This is a genomic window from Streptomyces sp. NRRL S-455 (genome assembly GCF_000717875.1).
Taxonomy (GTDB): Bacteria; Actinomycetota; Actinomycetes; order Streptomycetales; family Streptomycetaceae; genus Streptomyces.
Genome location: NZ_JOCT01000014.1, coordinates 67,159 through 86,043 on the forward strand (window position 1 = coordinate 67,159; position 18,885 = coordinate 86,043).

Annotated in this window: 15 protein-coding genes; 10 read left to right on the plus strand and 5 right to left on the minus strand. The window is 71.8% G+C overall.

Translation table 11 applies throughout. The features are described from left to right. Nucleotides 1-10: 10 nt before the first annotated feature. The 3 genes from IE97_RS0120135 to IE97_RS0120145 are packed head-to-tail and all read left to right on the plus strand — an operon-like array spanning nucleotide 11 to nucleotide 2,810. Nucleotides 11-1,318 carry an alpha/beta fold hydrolase gene (locus IE97_RS0120135; RefSeq protein ID WP_030242298.1) on the plus strand — a complete coding sequence of 436 codons (1,308 nt, stop codon included), beginning with the start codon at nucleotides 11-13 and terminating at the stop codon, nucleotides 1,316-1,318. A gap of 32 nt (nucleotides 1,319-1,350) precedes the next feature. Continuing rightward, entirely contained in the window at nucleotides 1,351-1,986 is a 636-nt protein-coding gene (locus IE97_RS0120140; RefSeq protein ID WP_030242301.1) for an MBL fold metallo-hydrolase, read from the plus strand. Nucleotides 1,987-2,030: 44 nt separating this feature from the next. After that, nucleotides 2,031-2,810: an exodeoxyribonuclease III gene (locus tag IE97_RS0120145; RefSeq protein ID WP_030242306.1), complete on the plus strand. Its 780-nt coding sequence runs from the start codon at nucleotides 2,031-2,033 to the stop codon at nucleotides 2,808-2,810. 30 nt (nucleotides 2,811-2,840) lie between these two features. Here IE97_RS0120145 and IE97_RS0120150 read toward each other — a convergent pair whose 3' ends face one another. Further along, nucleotides 2,841-4,607: an SGNH/GDSL hydrolase family protein gene (locus IE97_RS0120150; RefSeq protein WP_030242308.1), complete on the minus strand. Its 1,767-nt coding sequence runs from the start codon at nucleotides 4,605-4,607 to the stop codon at nucleotides 2,841-2,843. 217 nt (nucleotides 4,608-4,824) lie between these two features. On the opposite strand from IE97_RS0120150, the gene IE97_RS0120155 reads away from it, so the two are divergent. Both IE97_RS0120155 and IE97_RS0120160 read left to right on the plus strand, forming a co-directional pair. Next, complete coding sequence (locus IE97_RS0120155) at nucleotides 4,825-5,232, plus strand: DUF6278 family protein (protein ID WP_030242311.1); 408 nt, start codon at nucleotides 4,825-4,827, stop codon at nucleotides 5,230-5,232. Nucleotides 5,233-5,386: 154 nt separating this feature from the next. After that, complete coding sequence (locus IE97_RS0120160; RefSeq protein WP_030242314.1) at nucleotides 5,387-6,130, plus strand: amino acid ABC transporter ATP-binding protein; 744 nt, start codon at nucleotides 5,387-5,389, stop codon at nucleotides 6,128-6,130. A 176-nt stretch (nucleotides 6,131-6,306) separates the two neighbouring features. On the opposite strand, the gene IE97_RS0120165 is transcribed toward IE97_RS0120160, so the two are convergent. Further along, the gene (locus tag IE97_RS0120165; protein WP_030242318.1) at nucleotides 6,307-7,875 is read right to left on the minus strand and encodes a CocE/NonD family hydrolase; all 1,569 of its coding nucleotides are present in this window, start codon (nucleotides 7,873-7,875) and stop codon (nucleotides 6,307-6,309) included. A 116-nt stretch (nucleotides 7,876-7,991) separates the two neighbouring features. Beyond that, on the minus strand, nucleotides 7,992-8,750 hold the full coding sequence (locus IE97_RS0120170) for a hypothetical protein (RefSeq protein ID WP_030242321.1): 759 nt from the start codon (nucleotides 8,748-8,750) through the stop codon (nucleotides 7,992-7,994). Nucleotides 8,751-8,854: 104 nt separating this feature from the next. Here IE97_RS0120170 and ggt point away from each other — a divergent pair, with 104 nt between their 5' ends. Beyond that, nucleotides 8,855-10,660, plus strand: a complete 1,806-nt coding sequence (gene ggt / locus IE97_RS0120175; protein ID WP_030242322.1) for a gamma-glutamyltransferase — start codon at nucleotides 8,855-8,857, stop codon at nucleotides 10,658-10,660. 67 nt (nucleotides 10,661-10,727) lie between these two features. On the opposite strand, the gene IE97_RS0120180 is transcribed toward ggt, so the two are convergent. After that, nucleotides 10,728-13,241: an ATP-dependent Clp protease ATP-binding subunit gene (locus IE97_RS0120180; protein ID WP_030242326.1), complete on the minus strand. Its 2,514-nt coding sequence runs from the start codon at nucleotides 13,239-13,241 to the stop codon at nucleotides 10,728-10,730. A 175-nt stretch (nucleotides 13,242-13,416) separates the two neighbouring features. Next, nucleotides 13,417-14,184: a type I methionyl aminopeptidase gene (map, locus tag IE97_RS0120185; protein WP_030242329.1), complete on the minus strand. Its 768-nt coding sequence runs from the start codon at nucleotides 14,182-14,184 to the stop codon at nucleotides 13,417-13,419. A 32-nt stretch (nucleotides 14,185-14,216) separates the two neighbouring features. Between map and IE97_RS0120190 the strand changes: the two genes are divergently transcribed. The 4 genes from IE97_RS0120190 (at nucleotide 14,217) to IE97_RS0120205 (ending at nucleotide 18,883) form a co-directional block, all read left to right on the plus strand. Then, nucleotides 14,217-14,468, plus strand: a complete 252-nt coding sequence (locus IE97_RS0120190) for a helix-turn-helix domain-containing protein (RefSeq protein ID WP_030242331.1) — start codon at nucleotides 14,217-14,219, stop codon at nucleotides 14,466-14,468. A gap of 115 nt (nucleotides 14,469-14,583) precedes the next feature. Beyond that, nucleotides 14,584-16,587 (plus strand): hypothetical protein, encoded by a 2,004-nt coding sequence (locus IE97_RS0120195; protein WP_030242333.1) that lies wholly within the window; start codon nucleotides 14,584-14,586, stop codon nucleotides 16,585-16,587. A 170-nt stretch (nucleotides 16,588-16,757) separates the two neighbouring features. Beyond that, on the plus strand, nucleotides 16,758-17,600 hold the full coding sequence (locus IE97_RS0120200; RefSeq protein WP_030242335.1) for a nitrilase-related carbon-nitrogen hydrolase: 843 nt from the start codon (nucleotides 16,758-16,760) through the stop codon (nucleotides 17,598-17,600). Next, nucleotides 17,597-18,883 (plus strand): aspartate aminotransferase family protein, encoded by a 1,287-nt coding sequence (locus IE97_RS0120205; protein ID WP_030242339.1) that lies wholly within the window; start codon nucleotides 17,597-17,599, stop codon nucleotides 18,881-18,883. The genes IE97_RS0120200 and IE97_RS0120205 overlap by 4 nt, the downstream gene beginning before the upstream one ends. Nucleotides 18,884-18,885 lie beyond the last annotated feature (2 nt).

Below are 18,885 nucleotides of genomic sequence, written 5' to 3' on the forward strand. Positions count from 1 at the left end.
GGTCTGAGGCGTGAGTGAGACACCGTCGAACACCCTGCAATACCGCTTTGACGGGCCAGAAGAGGCTCCGGTCCTGATCCTGGGCCCCTCCCTCGGTACCACATGGCACATGTGGGACCGCCAGATCCCCGAGCTGACCAAGCAGTGGCGCGTGTTCCGGTTCGACCTGCCGGGGCACGGCGGCGCGCCCGCCTACCCGGCGGGGTCGGTCACCGACCTCGCCACCCGGCTGCTGACCACCCTCGAAGGGCTCGGCGTCCACCGCTTCGGCTACGCGGGCTGCGCGCTCGGCGGCGCCGTCGGTATCGAGCTGGCCCTGCGCCACCCCGAGCGGCTCGCCTCCCTCGCGCTGATCGCCGCCTCACCCCGGTTCGGCTCGGCCGACGAGTTCCGGCAACGAGGCGTGATCGTCCGCACCAACGGCCTCGACCCCATCGCCCGTACCGCGCCCGAGCGCTGGTTCACCGGCGGGTTCGCCGCCGCCCAGCCGGCGATCACCGAGTGGGCCGTGCAGATGGTGCGCACCACCGACCCCGGCTGCTACATCGCCGCCTGCGAGGCGCTCGCCTCGTTCGACGTCCGGGCCGAACTCGGCCGTGTCGGCGTGCCGACCCTGGTTCTCGTCGGCTCGGACGACCAGGTCACCGGCCCCGCCGAGGCCCGCACCCTGGTCGCCGGGATCCCGGACGCCCGCCTCGCCGTCGTACCCGGCGCCTCCCACCTGGTGCCCGTGGAGCAGCCCGCGGCGGTCACCGACCTCCTGGTGCGGCACTTCTCCACCGCCTGGCAGCCCGCCTTCGAGACCTCCACCGGCCAGACGGCCCTGCCCGCGGCCCATGTCAAGCCGGTCCTGTCGCCCGCCGCGCCGCAGCCCCCGCAGACCGGGCCCGTCGGCGAGATCGCCCCGGCGGCCGTGCCGCCCCAGGCTCAGGGGCGGCCCGACCCCTACGACGCCGGGCTCAAGGTGCGCCGCGAGGTGCTGGGCGACGCGCACGTCGACCAGGAGCTGGCGCGGGCCGACGACTTCTCCGGGGACTTCCAGGAGTTCCTCACCCGCTACACCTGGGGCGAGATCTGGGACCGTCCCGGTCTGGACCGGCGGACCCGCAGCTGTGTCACCCTCACCGCGCTGGTCGCCGGCGGTCACCTGGACGAGCTGGCCGGCCACACCAGAGCCGCCCTGCGCAACGGCCTCACCCCGGCCGAGATCAAGGAGGTGCTGCTCCAGGCGGCGGTCTACTGCGGCATGCCCGCGGCGAACAGCGCGTTCAAGGTCGCCCAGCAGGTCATCCGCGAGGAGACCACCCCCCAGGAGTGAGTCCGCGGGGGAGCGCGGGGAAGGATGGACGCATGAAGCTCACGAAGATGTCGCACGCCTGCGTCCGCCTCGAGAAGGACGGCCGGACCCTCGTCCTGGACCCCGGCGGGTTCAGCGAGGAGGACGCCGCGCTCGGCGCGGACGCGATCCTGGTCACCCACGAGCACCCCGACCACTTCGACGAGTTCCGGCTGCGCGCCGCCATGGAGAACAACCCGGCCGCCGAGATCTGGACCCTCACGTCCGTCGCGGAGAAGATCTCCTCGGCGTTCCCCGGCCGCGTGCACACCGTCGGCCACGGCGACGCCTTCACCGCCGCCGGTTTCGACGTCCAGGTCCACGGCGAGCTCCACGCGGTGATCCACCCGGACATCCCGCGCATCACCAACGTCGGATACCTCGTCGACGGCGGGAAGGTCTTCCACCCCGGCGACGCCCTCACCGTCCCGGATCACCCCGTGGAGACGCTGATGCTTCCCGTCATGGCCCCCTGGAGCAAGATCTCCGAGGTCATCGACTACGTCCGCGAAGTGAGGCCGCGGCGCGCCTACGACGTCCACGACGCCCTGCTCACCGACCTGGCCCGCCCGATCTACGACCGCCAGATCGGGCAGCTCGGCGGCTCGGAGCACCTGCGGCTCACCCCGGGGACGTCGGCGGACCTCTGACACCGGGACCGGCGTTGTCAGACCCGCCGGGTAGGTTGTGGGGCATGCGCATCGCGACCTGGAACGTGAACTCGATCACCGCCCGCCTGCCCAGGCTCCTCGCCTGGCTGGAGAGCAGCGGCACGGACGTGCTGTGCCTGCAGGAGGCCAAGGTCGCCGAGGAACAGTTCCCGTCCGAGCAGCTGCGCGAGCTGGGCTACGAGTCGGCGGTCCACGCGACCGGCCGGTGGAACGGTGTGGCGGTGCTGTCCCGCGTCGGCATCGAGGACGTGGTCAAGGGCCTGCCCGGCGACCCCGGGTTCGACGGCTCGGTCGAGCCCCGCGCCATCTCGGCGACCTGCGGCCCGCTCCGCGTCTGGTCGGTGTACGTGCCGAACGGCCGTGAGGTGGACCACCCGCACTACGCCTACAAGCTCCAGTGGTTCGAGGCGCTGAAGGCGGCCGTCGCCGGTGACGCGGCCGGCAGCCGCCCCTTCGCGGTGATGGGTGACTACAACGTGGCGCCGACGGACGAGGACGTCTTCGACCCCGCCTTCTTCGAGGGCTCCACCCACGTCACCCCGGCCGAGCGCGCCGCCCTGGCCTCCCTGCGCGAGGCGGGCCTGTCGGACGTGGTCCCGCGGCCCCTCAAGTACGAGCACCCGTTCACGTACTGGGACTACCGCCAGCTCTGTTTCCCGAAGAACCGCGGCATGCGCATCGACCTGGTGTACGCGAACGAGCCGTTCACGAAGGCGGTCGAGGACGCGTACGTGGACCGCGAGGAGCGCAAGGGCAAGGGGGCCTCGGACCACGCGCCGGTGGTCGTCGACCTGGACGTGTAGGCCGGTCCCCCCGGGGACGGCCCCGGGGTGCTACGGCACGAGCAGCGATAGATCGACCGACCCGGCCAGGGCGGCGAGCCCCGCGTCCCCCGGATGCAGATGGTCCCCGCTGTCGTACGCGGGGAGCATGCGCGAGGGACGGGCGGGATCCCGCACCACGGCGTCGAAGTCGAGCACGCCGTCGAAGACCTCGCCGTCACGGATCCACTCGTTCACCGTGACCCGCCGGGCGTCGACGGCGGCCGTGCACCGCGCCTCGCCCTCGCACGGCAGGATCGTCGCCGCGAGCATCCGCACGCCCCGGGCGTGCCCGCGCGCCGCCAGCTCCCGCAGCCCCGCGATCACCTGCTCCGCCGAGGTGTCCCACCGCAGGTCGTTGATGCCCTCGAAAACGACCGCGGTACGCGCCGACGTCTGGGCGAGAACGTCCCTGTCGAACCGGTGCAGGGCGCTCACCCCCGCCCCGTCCGTGGACACCCCGTCGCCGGGATAGCGGTCGGTGACCACACGGTTGCCCGAGATGCCCTGGTTCAGCACCCCGTAGCGCGGGACCGCGCTCTGCGACAGCAGCCGGCCGGCCAGTACGTCCGGCCACCGCCGGTTCGCGTCCGGCGTGGATTTGTCGCCGTCGGTGATCGAGTCGCCGAGCAGCACCACGGACCCGGGCCCGCCGGCCACGTCGACCCCGGCGAGCAGCGGCCAGCTCGTGATCACAGAGGTGTAGGGGGCCGCCGAGCCGTCCGCCGCGTGGTCGCCCGGTCCGCTGACGTACGACCGCTGCTGCGCGAGGCGGTGCACCGGCGCCGCCGGCACCGTGCCGGGCAGATGGAAGCTCACCAGCAGATCGGTGTCCGCCGGCACCGGGAAGTCCAGCGGATCGCTGTAGGCCTGGGCCCCGGCCGGAATCTCCACGCCGGCCGCACCGCGGAAGGCCAGCGGCACCGGTTCCCCGTGTGCCGCCGCGCCCGACGCCCGCACGGCGACCGTGGCGCTCCCGATCCGCACCGGCGCCGCCGCGAAGGTGTTGTCGAACCGCACCCGCACCCGGGGCCCGCCGGCCGACGTGTGCACGACCAGCCGCAGCGTCCGGTCCGTCCAGGGCCCGACGGGAGAGTAGCCGCCGGTCGACGTCGTCCAGCTGCCCGTCCAGCCTTGTGCCGAGGCCCGTACCGACGCGGCGAACACGTGCAGCCCGGCCGCGCGCGGCAACCGGACCGAGGCGACCGCGCGCCCCGGCACCAGGGGAACCGTCACCACGTAGAGGCGGGCCCGCTCCGCGAGTTGCCCGCCGGGCCTGTTGATGTGCGGCAGGGCCACGGCTTTCGTGGCGAGCGGCCCGGTGCGCCAGTCGGGCGCGGTCAGCCGGTACCCGGAGCTCGTGCCGTTCGCGTAGCGGACCGTGCCCGCGCCGCCCACCTCCGTGCCGGCGGTGCCCGCCACCAGGAAGGCGAGGGCGTCCCCGCGCCCCGTCACGCGTACGTCCTGCCCGGCCGCGCGGACGTTGTCCGGTTCCCCGGGCTGCCGTCGCGGCCAGGTCAACCGGGCTCCCTGGACGGTGAGGTTGCGGCCGGGCGTCCAGCCCGCGGCCGTGAGGTCCCGCGCCGACAGCGAGGCGCCGGCCCCGTCGAAGTCGGCCTCCGCGGGTCGGCTGTCGTCGCTGACGGCCACGTTGTCGAACAACCGCTCCAGCGGCGCCGGCGAGGCCCGCTGCTCCTCGGCGGCCCGCGCCGGGACCGCCGGCAGCAAGGACCCGCTCAGGGCCAGGACGAACAGAATCCCCCGGACACATCGGCGCACGGCCGACTCCTCCCGCTCACCGACACACGAAGCAACAGACGAAACGCAGGGCGGAACAGACGACTCAACGAAACCCGAGACGTGAGACGCACGGTGAAACTAGGGAGACGACAGGGACGCGTCAACGAGCCCCGCGCGAACTCGGCATGAACACGGCCGGAATCGGAGGCCCGCGCGCCTGTGGTGCGTACGGCGGTACGAATGACACGCTGGACGTATGAACATCCCCTTCCTGGGCAACCGGCGCCAGAAGCTCGGGGTCCCGGACCCGGCAGGTATCGCGGACCTCCTCGCCGAGTGCGAACTGCTCCGCTCCCAGGCGTCCCGTGCGGGTGTCCGGCTGGACGACTCGACGGCCTCGCTGGAGGCACTGGACCAGCTCGTGCCGGGCTGGCGGGACGACGAGGAGACCCTGGCCTGGCTCGGCAACGACGCCGGGCTCTACCTGGGCACCGTCATCGTGCGCTCCGTGCCGGGAGCCGCCTGGAAGATCCGGTCCGACGGGCAGCCCGTCGTGCGGCTCGCCTCCGGCCGGGAGTTCGACGTGGTGGAGTCCGGCCACGAGTGGGCCGCCCACGGGGTGCCCGAGCTGTCCCAGCTGTACGCGGAAGTCGCGGAGGCGTGAGTCTGATCCTCAGAACCCTGTCCCAGAACCTTTGGCCCAAAGTCCGCCGTAAATACGGCTAATGATCGAAAGGTGCGTGTCGCCCCGACACGTTCGATCTTGCCTGGATACGTTGCGGCAACCACCACCCAGCTGAGAGTGAGTAGGGCTGAGTATGGCCGTGGATCCGCTGATCGAGCTGCGTGAAGTCAACAAGCACTTCGGTGAGCTGCATGTCCTTCAGGACATCAACCTCACCGTCGGCAGGGGAGAGGTGGTCGTCGTCATCGGCCCGTCGGGGTCCGGAAAGTCGACCCTGTGCCGGGCGATCAACCGGCTGGAGACCATCGGGTCCGGCGAGATCGCCCTGGACGGGCAGCCCCTGCCGGAGGAGGGCAAGCCCCTGGCCAGGCTCCGCGCCGACGTCGGCATGGTCTTCCAGTCGTTCAACCTCTTCGCCCACAAGACGGTCCTGCAGAACGTCTCCCTCGGCCAGGTCAAGGTCCGCGGGCGCCGGAAGGAGGACGCCGACAAGCGCTCCCGTGAACTCCTCGACAGGGTCGGCGTCGCCGACCAGGCGGACAAGTACCCGGCCCAGCTCTCCGGCGGCCAGCAGCAGCGTGTGGCCATCGCCCGCGCTCTGGCCATGGAGCCCAAGGTGATGCTCTTCGACGAGCCGACCTCGGCCCTCGACCCGGAGATGATCAACGAGGTGCTGGAGGTCATGAAGCAACTGGCCCGCGAGGGCATGACCATGATCGTCGTCACGCACGAGATGGGCTTCGCCCGCTCGGCCGCCAACCGGGTCGTCTTCATGGCCGACGGCCGGATCGTCGAGGACCGGACCCCCGACGAGTTCTTCACCAACCCCAGCAGCGACCGCGCCAAGGACTTCCTCTCCAAGATCCTCAAACACTGAACGGGCAGGCGTCGAAAGCCCATCGTGTCGAACCTCGATTACGATGTGCCCTTCACCCTGTCGGAGAGGGGGACTTCACCGAATTCCGCCGAACCCGTCCGGGGTGAGGAGACCGCCCACCCGGGCCACGGGGCGGCGGTCCACATCGGCCAAGCCCGTCCGGCGGCAGCCGCAGATCACTGCTCGCGCAGCGGAACCGACACGTACGACGGGTCGTTCGCCGGCGAGGAGAAGGTCAGCTGCGCGCCGGACGGGTTGTGCTCGATGTAGAGCGGGTCGACCGTGTCGACGACCAGGGCGAGGCGGTGCCCGGCCGGGACGTCGTAGGCCGTGGAGTACAGCTCCAGGTCGACGCCGAACGGCTTTCCGGGGGTGCGACCGTGGAAGGTGTACGGCGCGTTGGTCACCAGCTTGCCGAGGCCGAGCGGCCCCACGTCGTAGAGGTAGGCGACGAGGGTGCCGCTCTCCTTGGTGGGGGTGACGGTCGTGTGCAACTTGGCCGTCCCGCGTACCCGCTGGGACGTGGCGTACTTCTCCGACTGCCACACGGCGGCCCAGCGGCGGGGGAGCAGGGGAATGGAAGCCATCGGGGGCAGCTGGGCCACCTGGTCGAGGATGCTGGACAGGAAGACGATCCCGCCGTCCGCGCCCGAGTTCACGTTCGCGCGGATCGTGGTCGTGCCCGCCAGGGCGATCTTCCGGTTCGTGGCGGCGACGGACTTCCAGTCCGGGTAACCCTCGTAGCCGCCGGAGGAACGGGACTTGAGCCGGACGGGCTGTTCCCGGTCGATGCCGTTGTCCTCGCCCCTGAGGTGGTGGTCGAACCAGCGCTGGGTGTCCTTCCACACGTCGTTGGGCAGCCCGAACAGGCCGGTCAGCTCCGGGGTGGCGTGGTCCCCGGGGCGCATCTCCAGCCGCTTGGGGCCGGTCAGCTTCTCGTAGAAGTCGGCGTACTGGTTGGGCGGGAAGACCGTGTCGCCCCAGGCGTTGGCGAGCATGACCGCCGTGCCGTTCTTGTTGATCCGGTCGACGTAGGTCACAGCGGAACGTTTCTTCCCCCAGGCGATCAGCTCAGGCTCCTTCGCCAGGTTGGAGGCGTAGAAGTCGTCGAAGATCTGCCGGAGTTCGGCGCCCTGGCGGCCCGTCACCACGCTCGCGCCGTCCAGCAGGGCGGCCGCCTGGACGTGCTGGGTGCGTCCGGCGTAGATCGAGTCGATCAGGTCGGCCCAGCCGCTGAGCGACGCGACCGCGCGGACCCGCTTGTCGTGCGCGGCGGTGAGCAGGCTGATGCCGGCGCCGTAGGAGACGCCCGCCATGCCGATGTGCCCGGAGTCCGAGGGGGTGTTGGCGAGCGCCCAGTCGATGACCTTCGAGGCGTCGGCCACGTCGGGCGGTCCGGCGACTTCTATCTCGCCGCCCGACTGCCAGAAGCCACGCACGTTGTAGGTGACGACGACGTACCCCGAGTCGGCGAGTTTCTGCGCCTGGGCCAGGTATTCGACCTGGGGCAGGCCCCAGCTCGTGGGCATGACGAGGAGCGGGTAGCGGCGCGTGCCGTCGGCGCCGGCCGGGGTGACGACGTTGGCCTTGAGGACGGTGCCGCCGTCGCCGGTGATGTCGACGAACCGGACGGGGTTCGGTGCCGCCTGTGCGGTGGGGGCGAGCCCGAGGGCGGTGCCGGCGACCAGGGCCGTCGAGACGGCGCCTACGGCGGTGGTGCGCAGGGCCTTGCGGTGACTTCCCACGGGTCACTCCTCACTCGTGTCAGTGCAAAGTGACCAGACGGTAACCTCGCTCCCTTACCACTGGTAACCCGTCGGTAAGTTACGTACCAGTAACGATTGTTGAGAGGTGGATGACTTCAGGAGGCCCGGTGGCCGGCGCGTGGAGCCGGGGCCGCGGGCGGCGGGGTCTGCGCCGCCCGGGTCACGTCCTCCACCAGCTCCACGACGTCCGGGCCGTACGCCTGCGAGTTGATCACCTTCAGCAGCAGCACGAAGGAGCCGGTGCCGTACTTGCGGGCCAGCCGTTCCTGGTTGCGGGCGAGGTAACGGGTGGCGGCCTGGTTGGTGATCGAGGTCTGGCCGCAGAAGAGGAAGACGGGACGGGTGTTCTGACTCCGCTCCGCGGTGAGCCGGGCGAGCAGCGCGTACTCCTCCTTGCCGTTCTCCACGCGGTAGCGCTCCGAGCCGACCTGGAACGAGCCCCGGTCCGGGCCCGGTTCGGCGTCGACGTTCACCCGCACCCCGGGGAGCAGGGAGGACAGATGGGCGGCCATGCGGCGGTTCGAGGCCGGTCCGCCCACACAGAACTCGGTGCGCTCCCCGAAGCCCTGACGTGCCGTGTCGTGCGGGAGGATCTGGGCGTGGGCGTTGCAGTCCTTGATCAGCGCGGCCAGCTCGAGGAGCGCGAAGACGTCGTAGCGCATCACCGCGAACTCGGGTCCGCCCGCACCCCGGTTCACCACCAGCAGCGACTCGGAGTTGTCGGGCAACCCGAAGAAGGCCTGCTTGCGGCGGAGCTTGCGCTTCCACAGGTAGGTGCGGGCCACCCAGCCGATCGCGGCGCTTATCCCCGCCGCGACCACGCCCAGGACGATGTTGCGCACGTCGTCATTCATGGGCGCGCATGGTAGCGGGCCCGACGCACCGGAGTTCGACGCGTCCCTGACGCTGCCGTGGCGATGAATTAAGCTGCGCCAACGGCCTTTGACTGGAGGTGCGGATGCGTCGCCCTGTGGCACGGAATCTGACGGTCCTGGCGGTTTCGGCCGCCGTGGTGATGTCGGTGGGGGCGTCGGCGCCACCCACCGTGCAGAGCACCGGCGTTGAGAAGAAACCCCTGGCCGTCGGCTACGGCGGCGCCGTCTCCAGCGTCGATCCGGACGCCTCCGCGGCCGGGATCGAGGTCCTGAAAAAGGGTGGCAACGCCGTCGACGCGGCCGTCGCCACCGCCGCCGCGCTCGGCGTCACCGAGCCCTACTCCGCCGGCATCGGCGGGGGCGGCTACTTCGTCTACTACGACGCCAAGTCCCGCACCGTCCGCACCATCGACGGCCGCGAGACCGCCCCGCTCACCGCCGACAAGAACCTGTTCACCGAGAACGGCAAGCCCATCCCCTTCGCCGAGGCCGTCAGCAGCGGCCTGAGCGTCGGCACCCCGGGCACGCCCGCCACCTGGCAGACGGCACTGGACAAGTGGGGCAGCAAGGAACTCGCCAGTCTCCTGAAGCCGGCCGAGCGGCTCGCCCGCGACGGCTTCACGGTCGACGCGACCTTCCGCTCGCAGACGGCGTCCAACGAGACCCGCTTCCGCTACTTCCCGGACACCGCCGAGCTGTTCCTGCCGGGCGGGCAACTCCCCGTCGTCGGATCCACCTTCAAGAACCCCGACCTCGCCCGCACCTACGCGGAGCTGGGCCGCAAGGGCGTCCGCGCGCTCTACCGCGGAGACATCGGCCGGGACATCGTCGACACGGTCAACAAGCCGCCGGTCGACCCGGGCTCCGGCTGGAACGCCCGCCCCGGCGACCTGTCCGCGAAGGACCTGGCCGCCTACCGCACCAAGCTCCAGGCGCCCACCAGGACTTCGTACCGGGGCCTCGGTGTGTACTCCATGGCGCCGTCGTCCTCCGGCGGCACGACGGTCGGTGAGGCGCTCAACATCCTGGAGCGGACCGACCTGTCGAAGGCGAGCCAGGCGAAGTACCTGCACCGCTTCATCGAGGCCAGCCGGATCGCGTTCGCGGACCGGGGGCGGTGGGTGGGCGACCCCGCCTTCGAGGACGTGCCGACGAAGGAGCTGCTGTCCCAGAGGTACGCCGACTCGCGGGCCTGCCTGATCAAGGACGACGCGGTGCTCACCAGTCCCGTGGCGCCCGGGGACCCGCGCAACCCGAAGCGTTGCGGGGCCGGCGGTACGGCCGCCCCCACGACGTACGAGGGTGACAGCACCACGCATCTGACGGTGGCCGACAAGTGGGGGAACGTCGTCTCCTACACGCTCACCATCGAGCAGACCGGTGGCAGTGCCATCACCGTGCCGGGGCGGGGGTTCATCCTCAACAACGAGCTGACGGACTTCTCCTTCACCCCGGCGAACCCCGCCGTGCACGACCCGAACCTGCCGGGACCGGGGAAGCGGCCCCGGTCGTCGATGTCGCCGACGATCGTTCTCGACCGGCATGACAAGCCCGTGGTGGCGCTGGGGTCGCCGGGTGGGGCGACCATCATCACGACGGTTCTGCAGACGCTCACCGGATTCCTCGACCGGGGGATGCCGCTGGTCGACGCGATCGCCGCACCCCGGGCCAGTCAGCGGAATGCCGCGCAGACCGAGCTGGAACCCGGCCTCTATGACAACGCCGAGTTGAGGAAGCAGCTCGAAGCGATCGGCCACTCCTTCAAGGCCAACCCGGAGATCGGGGCGGCTACGGGTGTGCAGCGGCTGTCCGGCGGGAAGTGGCTGGCCGCGGCTGAGACCGTGCGGCGGGGTGGGGGATCGGCGATGGTGGTGCGGCCTGTGCGTTGAGTGCCGGGTGCGGGGGCGTGGGGGTTTTCGCGCAGTTCCCCGCGCCCCTGTCGGGGCGCAGCGGACCCTACGTCTGAAAGGTCAGGTGGTTGTCCTCGGTGTCCACCGTCACTTGACCGCCTTCCTCGACCCTGCCGTCCAGCAGCAAGCGTGAGAGCTGGTTGTCCACCTCGCGCTGGATCGTGCGGCGCAGCGGGCGGGCGCCGTACTCCGGCTGGTAGCCGTGGTCGGCCAGCCATTCCACCGCTCGGTCGGTGAACGTCACCGTGATGCCCTTGTCCTGGACGAGGGACCGGGTCCGGTCCAGCAGGAGGTTGGTGATCCGGCGCAGCTGGTCCGTGGAGAGCTGGTGGAAGACGACGATCTCGTCGATGCGGTTGAGGAACTCGGGGCGGAAGTGCTCGCGCAGGGGGCGCAGGATCTGTTCGCGCCGGGCCGCCTCGTCCGCGTCGGCGCCGCCGGACGCGAAGCCCAGGGTGGCGCCGCGGCGGGTGATCGCCTCGGAGCCGAGGTTGCTGGTCATCACGATCACGGTGTTGGTGAAGTCCACCGTGCGGCCCTGGGAGTCGGTGAGGCGTCCGTCGTCGAGGACCTGGAGCAGGATGTTGAAGACGTCCGGGTGAGCCTTCTCGACCTCGTCGAGCAGCAGGAGCGAGTACGGGTGGCGGCGGACCACCTCGGTGAGCTGACCGGCCTCCTCGTGACCCACGTAGCCGGGCGGGGCGCCGATCAGCCGGCTGACGGTGTGCCGCTCCTGGTACTCGCTCATGTCCAGGCGGACCATGCGGTCCTCGCTGCCGAACAGCGCCTCGGCGAGCGCCCGCGCCAGCTCGGTCTTGCCGACGCCCGTCGGGCCGAGGAAGAGGAAGCTGCCGATCGGCCGGTCGGGGCTCGCCAGTCCGGCGCGGGAACGCAGGACCGCGTCCGACACGACGCGTACCGCCTCGTCCTGGCCGATGACCCGCTCGTGAAGGTGCTCCTCCAGACCCAGCAGGCGGTCCTTCTCCTCCTGGGTGAGGCTGCTGACCGGGATGCCGGTCTGCCGGGAGACGACTTCGGCGATCGCCTCGGAGCCGACGACCAGGTCCTGCCCCTCGTCGATCTCCCCGTCGCCGCCGGCCTGGGCGATCTGCCGCTTCACGTCCACGATCCGGTCGCGCAACTGGGTGGCCCGCTCGTACTGCTCGTCCGCGACCGCCTGGTCCTTGTCCCGGGTCAGCTGCTCCAGCTCCCGCTCCAGAGCCCGGAGGTCCGTGCCCTTGGTCCGGGCCCGCAGCCGCACCCGGGCACCGGCCTGGTCGATCAGGTCGATCGCCTTGTCCGGCAGGCGGCGGTCGGTGAGGTAGCGGTCCGACAGCTCCACGGCGGCGACCAGCGCCTCGTCGGTGTAGCGGACCTGGTGGTGGGCTTCGTAGCGGTCCTGGAGGCCGCGCAGGATCTCGATCGCGTCGGCCGCGGTCGGCTCCGGCACCATGATCGGCTGGAAGCGGCGGGCCAGCGCCGCGTCCTTCTCGATCCGGCGGTACTCCTCCAGCGTGGTGGCGCCCACGATGTGCAGTTCGCCCCGGGCGAGGGCCGGCTTGAGGATGTTGCCCGCGTCCATCGAGCTGCCGTCACCACCACCGGAACCGGCGCCCACCACCGTGTGCAGCTCGTCGATGAAGATGATCAACTGCTCGGAGTGGGCGCGGATCTCGCTGACGATGTTGTTCATCCGCTCCTCGAAGTCGCCCCGGTAGCGGGTGCCCGCGACCACGCCCGTCAGGTCCAGCGCGACCACGCGGCGCCCGATCAGCACATCGGGCACGTCCCCCTCGGAGATGCGGTGTGCCAGCCCCTCCACGATGGCGGTCTTGCCGACGCCCGCGTCACCGATCAGCACCGGATTGTTCTTGCCGCGCCGGGAGAGGACCTCGACGGTCTGCTCGATCTCCTGGTCCCGGCCGATGACCGGGTCGACACGGCCCTGCCGGGCCAGTTCGGTGAGGTCACGGCCGTACTTGTCCAGGGTCGGCGTGTTCGTCACGCGCGGCCGTTCGGCCTGGGGTGCCTCCGGTGCCTCGGGCGGGCTGGAAGGGGCGAAACGGGCCGCGTTCAGGATGTGCCCGGCGGCCGAGTCGGGGTTCGACGCCAGGGCGCTGAGCACGTGCTCCGGGCCGATGTAGCCGTAGCCGCGGGCCCGGGCCATGTCGTGCGCGTCCAGCAGGGCCCGCTTGGCCGCGGGGGTGAGGGAGAGAGCGGTCGGCGGCGGTGCGTCGTCCGGGCCGTGCTGGGCGGGGCCCGAACGCTCGTCGATCTGGGAGGCCATCGAGTCCGGATTCGCCCCGGCCTTGCTGAGCAGGGTCCGGGTGGGCTCGGTGGCGAGCGCCGCCCGCAGCAGGTGCTGGGTGTCGAGGTCCCGGCTGCCGTGCTCGGCGGCGTACTGGGCGGCGCCGCGGACGAGCTCCCGGGCCGGCTGGCTGAGCAACCGGCCCAGGTCGATCTGCCGGGGACCGGGACGCTGACCGCCGAAGAAACGTGCGAGGAATTCTCCGAAGGGGTCCGAGCCGTAGCCCTCCGGGCTGGTGAAGCCGCTGCTCATGGGCCTTCCGTTCCCGGCGTCCCCGGCGCCCGGGCGGGGGACGCCCTCGCTGGTCGACGTGCCGGGGTCGGGTAACCCGGGGGGCAGCCCGTTACACCTGGGGCGCACTCGTAGACACCTTCGCACGATCGCCGGGGGAGGGCACCTTCGGGATGTATACGACGTATGGGGAGGTTCAGCGCGCTGTCAGGATCCTCGGCCCCGCGTCCGTGATCGCCACGGTGTGCTCCGCGTGGGCGGCGCGGGAACCGTCGTCCGTCTTCAGGGTCCAGCCGTCGGGGGCCGCGTGGAAGCCGTCCGTGCCGCCGCCGATGACCATGGGCTCGATCGCCAGCACCATGCCGTGCCGCAGCCGCATCCCGCGCCCCGGCCGGCCCTCGTTCGGCACGGACGGGTCCTCGTGCATGCGGCGGCCGATGCCGTGGCCGCCGAAGCCGTCCGGGATGCCGTAGCCCGCGGCGCGGCACACCGTGCCGATCGCGTGGGCGATGTCGCCGATGCGGTTGCCGACGACGGCCGCCTCGATGCCCGCCGCGAGGGCCCGCTCGGCGGTCTCGATCAGGCGCAGGTCGGCCTCGCGCGGGGTGCCCACGGTGAAGCTGAGTGCCGAGTCGCCGACCCAGCCGCGCAGTTCGGCGCCGAAGTCGAGGGACACCAGGTCGCCGTCGCGCAGCCGGTAGTGGTCCGGGACGCCGTGCACGATCGCGTCGTTGACGGAGGCGCAGAGGACGGCGGGGAAGGGAGTCGGGGCGAACGAGGGCAGATAGCCCAGGAAGGGCGAGGTCGCGCCCGCCTCGCGCAGTACGCCGTGCGCCAGTTCGTCGAGCTCCTTCAGGGAGACGCCCACGTCGGCGGCTTGCCGTGCAGCCGTGAGGGCGCGGGCGACGACCTGGCCCGCTTCGCGCATGGCGTCGATCGATGTGTCGGTCTTCAGCTCAACCATGCCAATTACTATACCGGTATTAGAATGGGGGCATGGTGCGCACCCCTCTCACCCCCGAAGAGCGCGAACGCGGCGAGCGGCTCGGCCGGCTGCTGCGTGAGGCGCGTGGCGACCGCAGCATGACGGAGGTCGCGGCGCGCGCGGGCATCTCCGCGGAGACCCTCCGGAAGATCGAGACCGGGCGGGCCCCGACCCCGGCCTTCTTCACGGTGGCCGCGCTGGCGGGTGCGCTCGGGCTGTCCATGGACGAGTTGGCGCGGCTGTGCGTGCTGGTGCCGGTCTGATCTCATGACGCTGAGACTCCTGCGTCGCGTGTGAAAACTTTCCGTAGCACGCCTGTAACACGCCTGGTGTTGCCTTGCGGGACGGAGTTTCCGGTCCGGACGCGGGAGCTGAGCGATGACAGCGGATCGACTCCCGTCCGAGGTACGGGAGTTCGCGCACTACCTGGACGGTCTGCTGTCACGCCTTGACCCGTCCGGCGGCTGGTGCGCGGTGTTCTGGCAGCGCGACCCGGAGGGCATGCGGGCCTGTCTCGACGGGCGCGAGCTGCCGCCCTGGGACGTGGTCGAGGCGCTGCTCCAGGACCTCGCCGGGCAGTACGGCCCCGGCGGCGCCGGCCCGGAGTCGGAACGCGCCCGGTCCCTGCACGCGTCCGCGCTCGCAGCCTACGACGCCCTCCCGGGGGCCCGTGACGCGCTCGGCGACCGGCTCGACGTGATGCTCCGCGAACAGAAGTACGCCGCGGACCGCCGGGCCGACCTCACCCGTCTGCTCGCCTCGGCCACCACCCGCGAACAGGCCGAGGCCGTCCGCCTCGACCTGGCCTGGGCCCACGACGACCACGAACGCGCGACGGCGCGGTGCGCGGAACTCCGGGCCCGCTTGGCGGACCTGGACCGCCGCGAGCGGGACGCCGCCGGTCTGCGCCCCCGCGGCGAGGCCGGTTTCACGGTGCGGACCGGGAGGACCGGGCCGGGGGAGGCCCCGCGCATGCCGGACAGCGGGGTGCCGCTCGATGCGCCGGGGGGCTACGGCGGCGGCATCACGGCGGATGGCGGCCGCTGGGCGGGGGCCGTGGCAGGGGCAGGTGCCGACGCGGACGACGGTCGCGTGGGGAGCGGTGGCGCGGCAGCGGCACCTCGGAGTTCGTCCGACACCGACGTGCCGAGGGCCGGGTGGCGTCCCACGGAGCCGGGCTCGGCCCGGCAGCCGGGCGCGGGGTCGCGGCTGACGGAGCCGGGGTCGACCGGGGGGCCGGGAGTCGGGGCGTGGGCGGCGGGTGGGCGCTCCGCTGAGCCCGGGGCGGCCGGGGCGCCGGGGTCGCGGCTGACGGAGTCGGGGTCGTCTGGGGCGTCGGGAGTCGGGGCGTGGGCGGCGGGTGGGCGCTCCGCTGAGCCCGGGGCGGCCGGGACGCCGGGCGCGGGGGTGCGGCCCACCGAGCCGGGATCGGCCGGGAGGCCGGCAGCAGGGTGGCGGTCCGCCGAAGCGGCGGCGGCCGGGGCCGGATCGGTCGGGCCGCAGGGGGCCCGTTACACCGCCGTCGGTCCGGAGCCGGAGCCTCACGCCCATGGAAACCCCGCCGACTGGACCGGCCCCCGGGAAGCCACCGCCCCGCCCCAGACCTCGTCCGAACCCCCGGCCGCCGAAACTCCCGCCCCCAAGCAGCGCAAACGCCGCCGCGGCAGCGCTCGCTTCGCCGGGATGTCCGAGGAGGAGGCCGCGCCGGTCGTCGTACCACCCGCCGCTGTGCCGACGCTCCCCGCGCCCGCACCCGCCACCGGCCGCAGCCCGCGCGGCGCCCGGTTCGCCGGGGCCGCCGAAGAGGCCGTGGCCGAGCACACGGATCCACAGGTCGTGGAGCCCGTCGTTGCGACGGACCGGGCCGAGGTCGGGCGGACCGTCGAGACGCTGACCCGGCTGCGGCGGGAAGGACGCAGCGGGGAGGCGCACGCGGTGCTGATCGAGGCCGCCTCCTGGTCACCCGCCCGGTTCCCGCTGCTCGCGGACGCTCTGGAGCGCGCCGGACTCGGCGCGGACTGGCAGACCCTGCTGTGGGAGGCCGCCTCGCTGCCCGCCGGACGGCTGGTCGCCGCGGCGGACGCGCTGAGCGCGGCCGGGCGCGCGGGCGACGGGCAGCAGATCCTGCGCCAGGGCGTCGCCAGACCCCCGCGCGAGGTCGGGCGGGCCGTGCTCGGTCTCGTCGCCGAAGAACGTCGCCGCGAGGTACGCGCGCTGCTCGACGCGTACGTCAGAGTTCGCACCCCGGAGGAGGCGGCCCGCAGCGTCGAACCGGACCCGCAGCGCCTCGTACCGCTCCTGCTGGAGGCCGCCCGGGGGGTGTCGGACGAGCGTCGGTGGGACCTGCTGCACGCCCTCCGAGTCGCGGGATTCCCCGCCTGACCGGCGCCGTCGTGGTCCCGGCGACTCACCCACAGGAGTGCGAATCGCGCCCGGCCCAGCGGGTTGGGGACGATGGTCTTGGCAAGCCCGTGCCGGAGGCTTACGTTCGTGGCTCTACAGCCCGTTTCTACGGGCGTAGAGGCGCTGACGTCGCGTCGAAGGAGCAGCTCATGGCCAACGTCGTACGTGCCGCTCTGGTCCAGGCCGCCTGGACCGGCGACACCGAGTCCATGGTGGCGAAACACGAGGAGCACGCCCGTGAGGCGGCCCGCCGCGGCGCGCGGATCATCGGGTTCCAGGAAGTCTTCAACAGCCCCTACTTCTGCCAGGTCGAGGAGCCGGAGCACTACCGCTGGGCCGAGCAGGTGCCCGACGGGCCCACCGTCCGGCGGATGCGGGATCTCGCCCGCGAGACCGGCATGGTGATCGTCGCGCCGGTCTTCGAGGCCGAGCAGCCCGGCTTCTACTACAACACCGCGGCCGTCATCGACTCCGACGGCAGCTATCTCGGCAAGTACCGCAAGCACCACATCCCGCAGCTCAAGGGCTTCCGCGAGAAGTACTACTTCAAGCCCGGCAACCTCGGCTGGCCCGTCTTCGACACGGCGGTCGGCAAGGTCGGCGTCTACATCTGCTATGACCGCCACTTCCCGGAGGGCTGGCGGCAGCTCGGCCTGGCCGGGGCCCAGCTCGTCTACAACCCCTCCGCCACCCACCGGAGCCTGTCGTCCCACCTGTGGCGGCTGGAACAGCCCGCGGCCGCCGTGGCCAACGGGTACTACATCGCAGCGATCAACCGCGTCGGGCAGGAGGAGTACGGCGACAACGACTTCTACGGGACGAGCTACTTCGTCGACCCGCGCGGGCAGATCGTGGGAGACGTCGCCAGCGACAGCCAGGAGGAGCTCGTGATCCGGGACCTCGACATCGACCTCATCGAAGAAGTGCGGCAGACGTGGGCCTTCTACCGCGACCGCCGCCCCGACGCCTACGAAGGGCTGGTGCAGCCGTGACCAACGACCTGCTGGGCCGCCACCGGGCCGTGCTCCCCGACTGGCTCGCCCTCTACTACGAGGACCCCATCGAGATCACCCACGGTGAGGGCCGCCACGTCTGGGACGCCGAGGGCAACCGGTACCTCGACTTCTTCGGCGGCATCCTCACCACCATGACCGCGCACGCGCTGCCCGAGGTGACGAAGGCGGTGAGCGAACAGGCCGGGCGGATCATCCACTCCTCCACCCTCTACCTCAACCGGCCGATGGTCGAACTCGCCGAGCGCATCGCCCAGTTGAGCGGCATCCCGAACGCCCGGGTCTTCTTCACCACGTCCGGCACCGAGGCCAACGACACCGCCCTGCTGCTCGCCACGTCGTACCGGCGCAGCAACACGATCCTGGCGATGCGCAACAGCTACCACGGCCGCAGCTTCAGCTCCGTCGGCATCACCGGCAACCGCGGCTGGTCCCCGACCTCGCTGTCGCCGCTTCAGACGCTGTACGTGCACGGCGGTGTCCGCACACGCGGCCCGTACGCCTCGCTGAGCGACGCCGACTTCATCACGGCCTGCGTCGAGGACCTGATCGACCTGCTCGGGCACACCCGCGCCCCGGCCGCGCTGATCGCCGAACCCGTCCAGGGCGTCGGCGGCTTCACCTCACCGCCGGACGGGCTGTACGCCGCATTCCGCGAGGTGCTGCGCGAGCGCGGGATCCTGTGGATCGCCGACGAGGTGCAGACCGGCTGGGGCCGCACCGGCGAGCACTTCTGGGGCTGGCAGGCCCACGGGCAGAACGGGCCGCCGGACATCATGACCTTCGCCAAGGGCATCGGCAACGGCATGTCCATCGGCGGTGTCGTCGCCCGCTCCGAGATCATGAACTGCCTGGACTCCAACAGCATCTCCACGTTCGGCGGCACCCAGATCACCATGGCGGCGGGCCTCGCCAACCTCAACTACCTGCTGGAACACGACCTCCAGGGCAACTCACGGCGCGTCGGCGGCATGCTCATCGAGCGCATCCGGTCCGCGGCCGCGCAGGTCCCTGCCGTGCGCGAGGTACGCGGACGCGGACTGATGATCGGCATCGAGATCACCAGGCCGGGGACCGACGAGGCCGACCCGAAGGCCGCGGCGGCCGTGCTGGAGGCGGCCCGCGAGGGCGGCCTGCTGATCGGCAAGGGCGGCGGCCACAACACCAGTTCGCTGCGTGTCGCCCCGCCGCTGTCCCTCAGCGTCGCGGAGGCAGAGGAAGGCGCCGCGATCCTCGAGAACGCTCTGAGGAGCATCCAGTAGCA

Excerpts from the sequence above, each read along its gene's own strand:
- IE97_RS0120140 (WP_030242301.1), top strand. The coding sequence starts at position 1,351 with ATGAAGCTCACGAAGATGTCGCACGCCTGCGTCCGCCTCGAGAAGGAC.
- IE97_RS0120145 (WP_030242306.1), top strand. The coding sequence starts at position 2,031 with ATGCGCATCGCGACCTGGAACGTGAACTCGATCACCGCCCGCCTGCCC.
- IE97_RS0120155 (WP_030242311.1), top strand. The coding sequence starts at position 4,825 with ATGAACATCCCCTTCCTGGGCAACCGGCGCCAGAAGCTCGGGGTCCCG.
- IE97_RS0120160 (WP_030242314.1), top strand. The coding sequence starts at position 5,387 with ATGGCCGTGGATCCGCTGATCGAGCTGCGTGAAGTCAACAAGCACTTC.
- IE97_RS0120170 (WP_030242321.1), bottom strand. The coding sequence starts at position 8,750 with ATGAATGACGACGTGCGCAACATCGTCCTGGGCGTGGTCGCGGCGGGG.
- ggt (WP_030242322.1), top strand. The coding sequence starts at position 8,855 with ATGCGTCGCCCTGTGGCACGGAATCTGACGGTCCTGGCGGTTTCGGCC.
- IE97_RS0120180 (WP_030242326.1), bottom strand. The coding sequence starts at position 13,241 with ATGAGCAGCGGCTTCACCAGCCCGGAGGGCTACGGCTCGGACCCCTTC.
- map (WP_030242329.1), bottom strand. The coding sequence starts at position 14,184 with ATGGTTGAGCTGAAGACCGACACATCGATCGACGCCATGCGCGAAGCG.
- IE97_RS0120190 (WP_030242331.1), top strand. The coding sequence starts at position 14,217 with ATGGTGCGCACCCCTCTCACCCCCGAAGAGCGCGAACGCGGCGAGCGG.
- IE97_RS0120195 (WP_030242333.1), top strand. The coding sequence starts at position 14,584 with ATGACAGCGGATCGACTCCCGTCCGAGGTACGGGAGTTCGCGCACTAC.
- IE97_RS0120200 (WP_030242335.1), top strand. The coding sequence starts at position 16,758 with ATGGCCAACGTCGTACGTGCCGCTCTGGTCCAGGCCGCCTGGACCGGC.